Annotated in this window: 7 protein-coding genes and 1 pseudogene; all 8 read left to right on the top strand. The window is 72.3% G+C overall.

Annotation, left to right across the window (positions count from 1 at the left end):
* Window positions 1-239 precede the first annotated feature (239 nt).
* The 8 genes and pseudogenes from ACZ6I3_RS07890 (at window position 240) to ACZ6I3_RS07855 (ending at window position 13,373) form a co-directional block, all read left to right on the top strand.
* Window positions 240-1,718, top strand: coding sequence for a sugar transferase (locus ACZ6I3_RS07890; RefSeq protein ID WP_469412685.1), 1,479 nt, complete (start codon window positions 240-242; stop codon window positions 1,716-1,718).
* A gap of 73 nt (window positions 1,719-1,791) precedes the next feature.
* Window positions 1,792-3,117, top strand: a complete 1,326-nt coding sequence (locus tag ACZ6I3_RS07885; protein WP_469412684.1) for a nucleotide sugar dehydrogenase — start codon at window positions 1,792-1,794, stop codon at window positions 3,115-3,117.
* A pseudogene (locus tag ACZ6I3_RS07880) lies at window positions 3,107-4,386 on the top strand (glycosyltransferase family 4 protein). Before ACZ6I3_RS07885 ends, ACZ6I3_RS07880 begins: the two are co-directional and overlap by 11 nt.
* On the top strand, window positions 4,383-5,753 hold the full coding sequence (locus tag ACZ6I3_RS07875; protein ID WP_469412683.1) for a Wzz/FepE/Etk N-terminal domain-containing protein: 1,371 nt from the start codon (window positions 4,383-4,385) through the stop codon (window positions 5,751-5,753). The pseudogene ACZ6I3_RS07880 and the gene ACZ6I3_RS07875 overlap by 4 nt, the downstream one beginning before the upstream one ends.
* Window positions 5,750-7,297: a Wzz/FepE/Etk N-terminal domain-containing protein gene (locus ACZ6I3_RS07870; RefSeq protein ID WP_469412681.1), complete on the top strand. Its 1,548-nt coding sequence runs from the start codon at window positions 5,750-5,752 to the stop codon at window positions 7,295-7,297. The genes ACZ6I3_RS07875 and ACZ6I3_RS07870 overlap by 4 nt, the downstream gene beginning before the upstream one ends.
* 3 nt (window positions 7,298-7,300) lie before the next feature.
* Window positions 7,301-9,217 carry an asparagine synthase (glutamine-hydrolyzing) gene (gene asnB / locus ACZ6I3_RS07865; RefSeq protein ID WP_469412679.1) on the top strand — a complete coding sequence of 639 codons (1,917 nt, stop codon included), beginning with the start codon at window positions 7,301-7,303 and terminating at the stop codon, window positions 9,215-9,217.
* A complete protein-coding gene (locus ACZ6I3_RS07860; protein WP_469412678.1) occupies window positions 9,214-11,397 on the top strand; it encodes a bi-domain-containing oxidoreductase in 2,184 nt (727 codons plus the stop codon). Before asnB ends, ACZ6I3_RS07860 begins: the two co-directional genes overlap by 4 nt.
* The gene (locus tag ACZ6I3_RS07855) at window positions 11,394-13,373 is read left to right on the top strand and encodes a heparinase II/III family protein (protein WP_469412676.1); all 1,980 of its coding nucleotides are present in this window, start codon (window positions 11,394-11,396) and stop codon (window positions 13,371-13,373) included. Before ACZ6I3_RS07860 ends, ACZ6I3_RS07855 begins: the two co-directional genes overlap by 4 nt.
* The last annotated feature ends 4 nt before the right edge of the window (window positions 13,374-13,377 follow it).

The raw sequence follows: 13,377 nt of genomic DNA, 5'->3' as shown, positions 1-13,377 counted from the left end.
CGAGGCGACCCTTAAATGATCAATAGGTCCAGCGTTGAACAGAGCCGGTGGGACGCGAGTAGGCCGCCTCCGGAACGGGTTGTTCAGGCAGCCCTGTGAGCCGCTGGGATGTCATGCGCACGACGAGGGGGGCGGGGGCCTCCCCCGGGGGAGAACGGCGCGGGGGGCGGGGGCCTCCCGGAGGGGGGAGGAACAGTGTCGGGCGAGCACGTCGAGCCACTGGGGACCTGGGGGGTTCTGTGCGGCAAGGGGGATTAGCCAGCCCGTATCCGTCAGCACGCGGGCGTCTGGCGGACGGGGCGATCGATCAGCCCGCGATCGACTGGGAGCAGCGGTACCGCCGTACCGTGATCACCGCCGATACCGTGGCCACCGCCATCGTGGTGGCGGCGATCGGCAACTTCTTCGGGGCGCGGGACGCGGCCAACTGGCACGAGAAGTGGGGAATCCTCGCCTTCGGCACCGAGCTGCTGGTGCTGGGAGCGCTCGCGGTGGGCCGGGCGTGGGCGCCGGCCGTACTCGGCCAGGGCGCTGAGGAATTCCGCCGGCTCGGACGCTCGCTGTTCGCGGCGACCGTCGTACTGGCGCTCGGCGGCATCGCCCTCACCTCGCGCAACATCAAGCTCTGGATCTTCGTCGCGATCCCCGCGATCGCGCTCGTCACCATGACCGCGCGGTATCTGCTGCGCCTCTGGCTGCACAAACAGCGCAATGAGGGCCGGTGCCTGAGACCGGTGCTCGCCGCCGGGAGCCCGGCCACCGTGCACGACCTGATCACCCGGACCCGCAAGTTCCCGCACCTCGGCTGGCGGGTGGACGCGGTGTGCACGACGGACGGGCTCGGGCCGGGCGGTGACCAGCTGGACGGAGTGCCGGTCGTCGGCCGGCTGGCGGACGTCGCGGGCCACGTCCGCCGCGACGGCTACCGGGTGGTGGCGGTCACCCCGGACCCGCACTGGTCGCCGGACCGGCTGCAGCGGCTGGCCTGGAACCTCGAGGGCAGCGACGCCGAGATGGTCGTGGCACCCGTGCTGATGGAGGTGGCGGGCCCGCGGCTGCACGTCGACGCGGTGCTCGGGATCCCCTTGCTGCGGGTCAGCATGCCGACCTTCACCGGGGGCCGCCGGGCGGTCAAAGGGGTCGTCGACCGCATAGGCGCAACGTTTCTGCTGATGCTGTTCGCACCGCTGATGGTGTGCGTCGCGCTGCTCGTGCTGGTGGACAGCCGAGGCGGGGCGTTCTACCGCCAGCGCAGGGTCGGCAAGGACGGCCGCGAGTTCACCATTCTCAAGTTCCGCACCATGGTCGCCGGGGCTCACGGGGCACGTGCCGAGCTGGCCGACCGCAACGAGGGCGCCGGCCTGCTGTTCAAGCTCCACCGGGATCCGCGGGTGACCCGGGTGGGGGCGGTGCTGCGCCGGTACTCGCTCGACGAACTCCCGCAGCTTTTCAACGTGCTGACCGGATCGATGTCGCTCGTCGGGCCGCGGCCTCCGTTGCCGGAGGAGTCCGCGGCGTACGGCCCGGACATCCGGCGGCGGCTGCTCGTCAAGCCCGGACTCACCGGCCTGTGGCAGATCAGCGGACGCAGCGACCTGTCGTGGGAGGAGGCGGTCCGGCTGGACCTGCGGTACGTGGAGGACTGGTCGCTCGCCCTGGACACAGTGATCTTGTGGAAGACGCTGCGTGCGGTGCTCCACGGGCAGGGGGCGTACTGATGCGCGGGGGCCGTCTTGGAGCCGGCGCTCGGATCGCAGGCCGTCAGGGCCTGCCTGGGGGGAGGAACGAGTCATGAGAGTCAGCGTTTTCGGGCTCGGCTACGTGGGCTGTGTGTCGGCCGCGTGCCTGGCCAGCATGGGTCACGAGGTCATCGGGGTGGACGTGAACCAGGTGAAGGTCGACCTGGTCAACGACGGCAAGGCCCCGGTGGTCGAGGAGCGGATCGGCGACCTCATCGCCGAGGTCGTGCGGACCGGAGCGTTACGCGCCACCCGTGACGTCCGCGAGGCGATCACGGGCAGCGAGGTGTCGCTGGTCTGCGTGGGTACGCCGTCGGAGCCCAACGGCAGTCTGTGCACCACGTACCTGGAGCGGGTCACCGAGGAGATCGGCGCGACGCTGGCCGAGGGGGCCGAGCAGGGGCGCCGGCACACCGTCGTGTTCCGCAGCACCATGCTCCCGGGCACCTGCCTGAACCTGCTGGTGCCGATCCTGGAGAAGTACGTCGGCGGCACCGCCGGAGTGGACATCGGGGTCGCGGTCAACCCGGAGTTCCTGCGCGAGGGCACGAGCGTGCGGGACTTCTTCGACCCGCCCAAGACCGTCATCGGCGAACTCGACCCGGCGAGCGGCGACGCGGTGGCGGCCCTGTACGACGGCTTGCCCGGCGAGGTGTTCCGGGTGCCGGTCCCGACGGCCGAGGCGATCAAGTACGCGGACAACGCGTTCCACGGCCTCAAGATCGGCTTCGCGAACGAGCTGGGCGCCGTGTGCCAGGCACTCGGGGTGGACTCGCACCAGGTGATGGACGTGTTCCTGGCCGACCGCAAGCTGAACATCAGCCCCGCCTACCTGCGACCCGGCTTCGCCTTCGGCGGCTCCTGCCTGCCCAAGGACCTGCGCAGCCTGGTCCACGCGGCGCACCGGGCCGACGTCTCGGTGCCCATCCTCTCCCATGTACTGCCCTCCAACTCCGACCATCTGCAACGCGCGGTGGACCTGGTCGAGCGCACCGGCAAACGCCGTGTGGGCCTGTTCGGGCTGTCCTTCAAACCCGGCACCGACGACCTCCGTGAGAGCCCGCTCGTCGAGATGGCGGAGAGGCTCTTCGGCAAGGGCTACGACCTCAAGATCTACGACGCCAACGTCAGCCTCTCCCGGCTGCTCGGCGCGAACCGCGAGTACATCGAGAGCCGACTGCCGCACCTCGCGCAGCTGCTCGCGGACTCCGTCGACGAGGTGCTCGAACACGCCGAGGTGTGCCTGGTCGGTACCAGGGATCCGGCCGTGCTGTCGGCGCTGCCCCATGGCGACGGCCCCGTGATCGTCGACCTCATCCGCCTTCCCGACGCCGAGGCGCGTCAGACCGAACCGGGGTACGTGGGCCTTGCTTGGTAACACATCGTTCGGTGAGACAGCCGGCGGCGACCGGTCGGACCGGCGCGCGCTGATCCTGGTGGAGAACCTGTCGGTGCCGTTCGACCGGCGGGTGTGGCAGGAGTGCACGACGCTGCGCGACGCGGGCTGGGAAGTGCACGTCATCTGTCCCCGGGGGGAGAAGCGGGACACGGAGCCGGAGGCGGAGATCGACGGGGTGCGGATCCACCGCTACCCGTTGCGCGCCGCCACCGGAGGGCCGGCCGGCTATCTGCGGGAGTACGGAGCGGCGTTGTGGCACACGGTCCGGCTCGCCCGCAAGGTCGGCCCGGTCGACGTGGTCCACGCCTGCAACCCGCCCGACCTGCTGTTCCTGCCCGCGCGGTGGATGAAGAGGCGCGGCGCGCGGTTCATCTTCGACCAGCACGACCTGGTACCCGAGCTGTACCTCTCGCGGTTCGACCGCGGTGAGGACCTGCTCTACCGGGCCGTGTGCGCGCTGGAACGGCTGACCTACCGGGCCGCGGACGTCGTGCTCGCCACGAACGAGAGCTACCGGGACGTCGCGGTGCGCCGTGGCGGCCGGCGGCCGGAGGACGTCTTCGTGGTGCGCAGCGCGCCCGACATCGACCGGTTCCATCCCGTGCCGCCCGAGCCGGAGCTGAAGCGCGGCAAGCCTCATCTGCTGTGCTACCTGGGCGTCATGGGCCCGCAGGACGGTGTCGACTACGCCTTGCGGGCGCTCGCGAAGCTGCGCGACGACCTCGGCCGGACCGACTGGCACGCGGTGTTCGTCGGCGCGGGCGACGCCTTCGACGCGATGGTGGAGCTGTCCCGGCGGCTCGGGCTCTCGGAGCAGGTGCGGTTCACCGGGCGCATTCCGGACGCCGACCTGGTGCGCTACCTGTCCACCGCGGACGTGTGCCTCTCCCCCGACCCGCGCAATCCGCTCAACGACGTGTCGACCATGAACAAGGTCCTGGAGTACATGGTGATGGGCCGGCCGATCGTCTCGTTCGACCTCCGGGAGGCGCGCGTCTCCGCCGGTGACGCCGCCGTCTACGCGCCCCCCAACGACGAGGCCGAGTTCGCCGGGCTCATCGCGAAGTTGCTGGACGATCCGGAGCAGCGTGCCCGGATGGGCAAGATCGGCCAGGAGCGGATCAGCGGGCCGCTCTCCTGGCGGAACTCGCAAGCGTCGCTGCTCGCCGCCTATGCCGCTGCCTGCCGTGATCAAGCTCCCGTGTCGGGAGCGACCCGTACCAGGCAGGGAAGAGGCCGCACTGTTGAACGATGAAACGATACGCCTGGTCACGATCGGGCGGATTATCCGTCGGCGCGGGCGGCTTCTCATCATCCTCACGGTGATGGGCGCGCTGGTCGGCTACGGCACCTCTCTGCTGTTTCCTCCGCGGTACACGGCATCGGCGTCGGTACTGCTGCCGGGGGCGTGGGAGGAGCGCGAGCTGCTGACCCAGACGGAGATCGCGAGCAGTTCGGTGGTGGTCGACCGCGCGGCCGCCACGCTCGGCTGGACCGGGGTCGGCGGTGGCGAGCTGCGGGACCGGGTGAGCGCCCAGGCCGCCGACGGGAACATCATCAAGATCTCGGGCACGGCCGACACCCCGGAGCGCGCACAGCGGCTCTCCGACCAGGTGGCCCAGCAGTTCGTCGCGTTCGCCGCGCGGATCGCGGGCGACGACACCGACGCCGACGCGGCGGCGCGGCCCGAGGCACTGCGGCAGCTGGTGGTGCAGACCAGCCGCCGCATCACCGAGCTGGCCGATGCGGCCGATCCGGGGCAGACCGTGGAGAGCGTGCAGACCCGCACCGAGCTCGCGAAGCTGCGCACCACGCTGCAGGAGGCCGTCAACAAGCTGGACGAGGCCGACCCGGCTGCCGACAAGGCCAGCATGGTCGTCATGGGGCCGGCGGCCCGGCCGGACGGCGAGGCACCGCCGACGAGGACGCAACTCGTCGTCGCCGGGGCGCTGCTGTTCTTCCTGCTCGCGGTCATCGGTCATCTCACCGCCGCGCGGATGAGTCGCCGGCTGCGCACCGAACCGGAGATCGCCGCGGCACTGGGCGCGGCGCCGCTGGGCACCGTCGACGTACCCGGTGAACTGCCCGCGCACCGGCCGGAAGGCCGTGACCCGCGGGCCCGGATCCGCCGGCTGCTGGGCGTCGACGTCCGCTGGGACCTGCCGAGTCCGCAGGCGTCCGGCGACGAGACCGGCGGGCAGATCCGCTACCGGCGGGTGTGCGACCGCCTCCGGGACCGGCTGCCGGCCCCTCGGCGGCTGCTGGTCGTCGTCCCGGACGGCGACGAGATCGCCCGACGGGCGGCCGGGCAGCTCGTCGCCGAGGCCGCGGGCGATCCGCTGCTGCGGGTGGTGGGGGTTTCCGTCTCCCGGCCGATGGTGCCGGACCGCGACAACGAGTCCGGGGCCCTGGTCGTGCTCAGCGCGGGCAGCTGGACCGCGGGGGAACTCGCCGGCATCGCCGAGGCGTGTGCGGACGCCCGGCACGAGGTCGTCGGCATCGTCCTCGCCGCCGGTACCGACCGGGCCCGTGCCACGCGGTCCGCCGGCCGTCCCCGGGACGCCGCCACGCCGGCGCTCGCGGTCGGCGAAGGCGCGGCGGGAGGTTCGAGGTGACGACGAGTACGACGTCGGAGTCGTCGGCCGCTCCGCTGCTGGACCTGCAGGCGCTGGTGGTCGCGGTGCGCAGGCGGCGCCGCCTCTGGGGCGCAACAGCGCTGCTGGGGCTGCTCGTCGGCGCGGCGCTGGCGATCCTCATGCCGCCACCACCGACCGCGGTGACCAAGGTGCTGGTCGCGCACCAGGAGGACCAGCCGAACGACCCCGGAACACTGATCCGCACCGACGTCGAGCTGCTGCACACCACGCGGATCGCCGCCAAGGCCTTGAAGGCACTCGAGTCCCCCGCGAAACCGGAGGACTTCATGCAGGACTACGGGGGCATCGGCTTGACCAACAACCTGCTGCAGATCACTGCGACGGGTGACAGCGACGCGGAAGCGGTGGCCCGGGCCAAGGCGCTGGCCGACGCGTTCGTCGCGGACCATGTGAGACGGATACGGGAGGCCGCGAACGCCGAGGCCAAGACCCTGCTCGACCAGCGTGACCGCATGCGGGACGAACTCGCCCAGGTCAACAAGGCGATCGGAGACGGACCGCCGCAGGGCGACCCGCAGGCGTCGGCGGACATGGAGTCGCTCTTCGCCCGCCGGGCCGAACTCACCTCGCGGATCACCGACTTCGGCCAGCGCGCCGCCGAGGCCCGTATCGGCACGCCCCAGCTCATCGCCGGTACCCAGATCGTGGACGCCCCGCACGCGGTACGGCACTCCCTGCCCAGGACCGCTGCCACCAACGCCGCCATCGGGCTCGTCCTCGGGCTCGTCCTCGGGCTCGCGGTGGCCGCGGTCGGCACGGTGGTGGCGGACCGCCCCGTGCTGCGCCGGGAGATCGCGGCGAACCTCGGCGCCTCGGTCATCGCGGAGCTGCCCCGCCGGCCGGCCGGGCTGTGGCGGCGCCGACGGATCCGGGCGGCACGGACCCGGCTCACCACGTCCCTGGCCCGCGCCGTGCGCGGCTCGGCGGAACCGGTGTCGTTGCTGGAACTGGGCTGTGCGCGCGGCACGAGCGTGATCGCGCTGGACCTCGCCGGGGCACTGGCGGCGGAGGGTCCGGTGGTCGTCGTCGATGGTCTGCCCGGCCGGCAGCTGGCCGACCGCCGCCCGAAGCCGGGAGACCCGACCGTGGTCGGCGGCGAGCGCGCCGAGGACGTGTCGCCTCAGGAGCGCCGGTTCGGCGTCGGCTCGGTGGCGCCGGGCACGGCGTGGACCGACCTCCGGTACCTCGGCACCCGGACCGTGCTCGTCGTGCGTGCCGGGCACGGCAGCGCCGCATGGCTGCACACCGTGGCACGGCAGCTCGCGGACCAGCGCATCGCGGTGATCGGTGTGGTGCTGATCGACCCCGATCCGCGTGACCGGACCGACGGCACGCTGTGGGAGGGGCCGCAGACCGCGCTGCGCGGCCGGACCGAGCCGACGGCCCCGCGGAACGGTGGGGGCACCGCCCACGCCATTCAGGCAGTGGGGGAAGGCAGGCGGCGGACAGAGCCGGCGATGTGGGGCGCACGGGTCCCGGACAACGACCAGGAGGCGCGGTAGCACATGTGTGGCATCGCAGGTACATACCGTTGGCCGGACGGGAAGGTCGTGACCGACCGGCTCACCGACACCCTCGCCCACCGCGGTCCGGACGGGGCGGGCCGGTACAGCCACCCCGCCGGTGACGGCGAAGTGCACCTCGGGCACCGCCGGCTGGCCATCATCGACCTGTCCGAGACCGGCGCCCAGCCGATGGTCTCGGGCGGCCTGGTCCTGACGTACAACGGCGAGCTGTACAACGCGCCCGAGCTGCGTGCCGAACTGGCGGCGGCCGGGGCGCGCTTCCGCGGCACCTCCGACACCGAGGTGGTGCTGGAGGCCTGGCGGCGCTGGGGCACGGACTGTCTGCCCCGGCTGCGCGGCATGTTCGCGTTCGGGATCTTCGACGAGCGGTCCGGCGAGCTGGTGCTCGCCCGCGACCAGCTCGGCATCAAGCCGCTGTTCCTGCTCCGGCGCGGCGAGGGGCTGGTGTTCGCCTCCGAGCTCAAGGCGCTGGCCGCCGCGACCGGCGGGGCGCTGGAGGTGGACCACGGGGCGCTGGTGGCCTCGCTCCTCTACTACTGGGTGCCGGACTCGCGGTGCGCGTTCCGTGAGGCGGAGAAGCTGCCGCCGGGGAGCTGGCTCAGGTGCCGTCCCGACGGCCGGGTGGAGCGCGGCCGGTACTGGAACCTGAAGGACGTCGCCGCCGAGGGCCGGGAGCGGGCCCGCAGCGGTGAGCTGCCGGACCTGGCCGCCATCGTCGAGGAGTCGACCCGGCGGCATCTGCTCTCCGACGTACCCGTGGCGACGTTCCTCTCCGGCGGGCTCGACTCCAGCTATCTGACCGCGCTGGCGGCCCGTCACCAGCCCGGGATCTCCGCGTACACGATCGGTTTCCGGGCCGAGGACGCCAAGTTCGAGGCGATGCCCGACGATCTGCGCTACGCGCGGCAGGTCGCCGAGCGGTTCGGCGTCGACCTGCACGAGATCGAGATCGCGCCGAACGTGCTCGACCTGCTGCCGCGGATGACGTACAGCCTGGACGAGCCGATCGGCGACCCCGCGGCGATCAACACGTATCTGATCTGCCAGGCCGCCCGGGAGGCCGGGGTCAAGGTGATGCTCTCCGGGATGGGCGCCGACGAGCTGTTCGCCGGCTACCGCAAGCACCTCGCGAACCTGCTCGCGCTGCGCTACCAGCGCGTCCCGCGGCCGCTGCGGCGCGGGGTGTCCGCGGCCGTGGACCGGCTGCCGGTCGCCACGGCCCGCCGGGGATACCGGTCGGTGCGGTTCGCCAAGCGGTTCCTGTCCTTCGCCGATCTGCCGGAGGAGACCGCGTTCCGGCGCAGCTACACCATGTACGACCAGGACGAGCTGCTCGGCCTGATCAACCCGGATCTGGCCGGCACGGTCGACGACGTGCTCACCGAGCACCGGCACATCTACGAGGACAACCACCTCGACGATTTCGTGAACCGCATGTGCCTGGCCGATGCCCGGATGTTCCTGCCGGGTCTGAACCTCACCTACACCGACCGGTCGAGCATGGCCGCGTCGACCGAGGTGCGGGTGCCGTATGTGGACGTCGAGGTGGTGAAGGCCGCCTTCGCGTTTCCCGGCGATCGCAAGATCGTCGGCCGGCAAGGCAAGGCCGTGCTGAAGGAGGCGGCCACCTCGGTCCTGCCCCGGGAGATCGTCTACCGGCCCAAGGGCCTGTTCAGCGCCCCGCTGCGGGCCTGGATGAGCCGGGATCTCGCGCCGCTGGTGCGCGAGGTGATCAACGACGGCGAGCTCGTCCGCTCCGGGTTCCTGCGCCGGGACGCGCTGCGGCGGATGGTCGCCGAGGACACCGCCGGGCAGCAGGACTTCTCCAAGCATCTATGGCATGTCCTGACCCTCGAGTACTGGTACCGCGGCGCAACTTCTGGGGAGTTTGAGTGAAGCAGGTCGTACAGAACTACAAGAGCGGCGAGCTGGCGGTGCTCGACGTGCCGGTGCCTGGGTGCAAGCCCGGCGGTGTGCTGGTCCGTACCGCCTACTCGCTGATCTCCACCGGGACCGAGATGATGAAGGTCTCCGAGGCCGGCATGTCGATGCTCGGCAAGGCCCGCTCCCGGCCGGACCAGGTGGCCAAGGTCATGCAGAGCGTGGCCACCAACGGGGTGCCCGCCACCTACCGCAAGGTGATGGGCAAGCTGGACTCCTACACGCCGCTGGGCTACTCGCTGTGCGGGGTGGTCGAGCAGGTCGGCGCCGGGATCGACGAGGTGAAGGTCGGCGACCTCGTGGCCTGCGCCGGCAACGAGCACGCGCTGCACGCCGAGTTGAACTGGGTGCCGAAGAACCTCTATACCCCGGTGCCGGACGGACTCGCGCCGCGGCACGCGGCCTTCGGCACCGTCGGTTCGATCGCGATGCAGGGCGTCCGCCAGGGCGAGCCGCGGCTCGGCGAGGTGGCGCTGGTCATCGGCCTCGGGCTGATCGGGCAGCTGGTGGTGCAGTTGCTCACCGCCTCGGGGGTCCGCGTCGTCGGGGTCGACCCCGACCCGGGGCGCTGCGAACTCGCCGAGCGCCTGGGTGCCGCGGCCTGTGGCGACCCCGCGTCCGCGGCGGTGGAAGCCGCCGTCGCCGAACTCACCGGCGGTCACGGCGTGGACCAGGTGTATCTGGCCGCCGGCGGCGGCAGCAACCAGCCCGTCGAGCTGGCCGCCCGGTTGTGCCGGGACCGCGGCCGGGTCGTCGACATCGGCAAGTGCCGTCTGGACCTGCCGTGGAACGCGTACTACGAGAAGGAGCTCGACGTCCGGTTCTCGCGCTCGTACGGGCCCGGGCGCTACGACCCGGAGTACGAACTCGAAGGGCGCGACTACCCGATCGGCTATGTGCGCTGGACCGAGCGCCGCAACCTGGCCTGCTTCCTCGATCTCGTCGCCCGCGGCCGCGTCGACGTGGAGCCGCTGGTCTCCCACGTCGCGGACTTCGACGACGCCGTGGAGACGTACCAGAGCCTGAAGGACGGCGAGCTGAAGGCCGTGGCCGTGCTGTTCCGGTACCCCGAACAGCAGGAGGAGGCGGCGGAGGCCTCGGCGGTGACCGTGCCCGCGGTGCGGCGCGGCGACAAGGCGTCCGCCCCGGCGCGGTCCGCCAGAACGCCGGTGCGCCTGGCGTTCGTCGGCGCGGGAAACTACGCGACGTCGATGCTGCTGCCGCACCTGACGGGGCGCGAAGGCGTCGAGTTGTCGACCGTCGTCACCACGACGGCCCTGTCCGCGGCCAACGCGCAGCGGAAGTTCGGCTTCGCCGAGGCGACCACCGATCTCGACGCCGTGCTCGGCGACAAGTCCGTCGACGCGGTGTTCGTGGTCACCCGGCACAGCTCGCACGCCGAGCTGACCCGAAGGGCGCTGCTGGCCGGCAAGGCCGTGTTCGTGGAGAAGCCGCTGGCGCTCACCGAGGACGAACTGGCCGGTGTGCTCGCGGCGGTGCAGGAGTCCGGCAACGACCGGCTGCAGGTGGGCTTCAACCGCCGGTTCGCGCCGCTGCTGCAGGAGGCGAAGGAGCGGCTCGGCGCCCGAACCGGGCCCGCGAGCCTCCGCTACCTGGTCAACGCGGGCCGGCTGCAGCACGGCAGCTGGTACCTCCAGCAGGGCACCGAGGGCTCGCGGTTCGCCGGCGAGGGCGGACACTTCATCGACACGGCGAGCTGGCTGCTCGATGCCGATCCGGAGTCGGTGTACGCGGTCGCCACGCCCGGCGGCGAGGACCTGCAGGTCGTGCTGCGCTACCCGGACGGGTCCACCGCCACCATCAGCTACGTCACCACCGGCGCGCCCGGCTTCCCCAAGGAGACGCTGGACCTCGTCGCGGACGGCAAGGTGCTGCGCCTCGACGACTTCGTCCGTGCCTCGGTCCACAGCCGCAAGCGGTGGGTCAGTTCGCGGCTGCCCAAGGCCCGGGACAAGGGGCAGAACGCCGAGCTGGCCGCGTTCGTCAAGGCCGTGCGGACCGGCGGGCCGATGCCGGTGCCGCTGGAGTCGCTGGTCGCCACCACGTCGGCCACCCTCGCCGTGCGGGCCGCTCTGGCCGGCGGCGCGCCGGTGACGTTGGCGAGGGCGCTGTGAGCATGAGCGCGGGCTGGTACTTACGGCGGCTGTCCCGGATGGGGCCGCGGGAGGTCGGCGGCCGGGCGGGCGACGCGGTGCGCAGACGGCTGTGGCGGTCGGCGCGGCCGGACTGCCCGGCCGTGACCGGTGCCCGCTTCACCGCGGTACTGCCCACCGGGACGGTCGCCGCGATACCTCCGGACGCCGCGAAGCGTCTGGTCGCCGAGGCGGACCGGCTGATGTACGGGCACGCCGAGTACTTCGGGGTGGTCCGCGACGACCTGGACGACCCGGACTGGTGGTACGACCCGAAGACCGGGCGCCGGGCGCCGTGGGGCTACGCCTTCGACGTGCCGTACCGGAACGAGGACGCGGTCGGGGACATCAAGCAGATCTGGGAGCTGTCCCGGCACCAGTACCTCACCGTGCTCGCCGCCGCCTACGCGATCACCGGGAACGAGCGGTACGCCGAGCGAGTGGCCGCGCACCTGCGGTCCTGGTGGACGGCCAACCCGCCGCTGCGCGGAGTGCACTGGATCAGCGGCATCGAGCTGGGGATCCGGCTGCTGTCGTGGGTGTGGATCCGCCGGCTGCTCGACGGCTGGCCGGGCACGGCCGAGCTGTTCGAGGACAACCCGGTGGCGCTGAACCAGATCTGGCACCACCAGCGCTGGCTGGCCGCCTTCCCCAGCCGGGGGTCCTCGGCGAACAACCACGTCATCGCCGAGGCCGCCGGGCAGTTCGCCGCGGCCTGCGCGTTCGGGTGGTTCCCCTCCTCGGCGCGTTGGCGAGCCGACGCGCTGCGGTCGCTGGAGCGGCAGCTGCGCGGCAACACCTTCGGTTCCGGCCTCAACCGCGAGCTGGCGACCGAGTATCACGGACTGGTGCTGGAGCTCGGCCTGGCCGCGGTGGCCGAGGCCGATGCCGCCGGTGTGCCGGTCCCCGCGTCGATCCGGCTGGTGCTGCTGCGGATGACCGACGCGCTCGCGGCCGTCGTGGACGACCGATTACGGCCGCCGCGCCAGGGGGACGCGGACGACGGGCACGGTCTGGTCGTGGACGGCCCGGGCACCGACCGCTGGGCCTCGCTGCTGGCCACCGGGGACGCCGTGTTCGGCCGGCCTGCCTGGTGGCCGGCGGTGACCGGCACCGATGTGCGCACCCCGCTTCTCGCCGCGCTCATCAGGCCGTACGCGACGGAGGGGACCGCACGCCCGGCGAGCCGGCCGGCCCATTTCGCCGACGCGGGCATGACCATCCTGCGTGGCCGGGCCCCGGGTGGTGTGGGGGAGATCTGGTGCCGCTGCGACGGTGGTCCGCACGGGTTCCTGTCCATCGCCGCGCATGCCCACGCGGACGCGCTGTCCGTGGAGGTCCGGCACGACGGGGTCGACGTGCTCGCCGACCCGGGGACGTACTGCTACCACGGGCAGCCCGAGTGGCGGCAGTACTTCCGGTCGACGCTCGGCCACAACACCCTGCAGCTGGACGGCGTTGACCAGTCCGTCTCCGGCGGCCCGTTCCTGTGGACGCGGCAGGCCCGCAGCCGCGTCCTGGTCACGGACACCGCCGACGCGTCCAACGGCGGGACGGCCCGCTGGAGCGCCGAGCACGACGGCTACCGGCGCTCCGTGCACCGCCGCCGGGTGGAGCTGACGGCCGAGAGCCAGGAGCTGAGGGTGGTCGACGAGGTCCGCGGCGATCGCGGGGCCGTGCGGCTCGCGTTCCACCTCGGCCCGGCGATCACGGCGGACCTGGTGGGCGACCGGGCCGTGCTCACCTGGACCCGGGACGGCGAGGACCGCTCCGCGACGCTCGACCTGCCCGGACAGTTGTCCTGGCGGGCGCATCGCGGCGAGAGCGACCCGCCGCTGGGCTGGTACTCCGCCGGCTTCGGGCGCAAGGAGCCTTCCACCACGCTGGTCGGCACCGGCTTCGCCGACGGCACCGCGCTGTTGGGGGAGTTCACCACCGTCCTCAAGTTCCACGGCTAGGGGG

Source organism: Streptomyces sp. NPDC041940 (genome assembly GCF_055589465.1).
The sequence above is the reverse complement of the archived record's forward strand: the minus strand, read 5'-3'. Positions and strand labels throughout refer to the sequence as shown.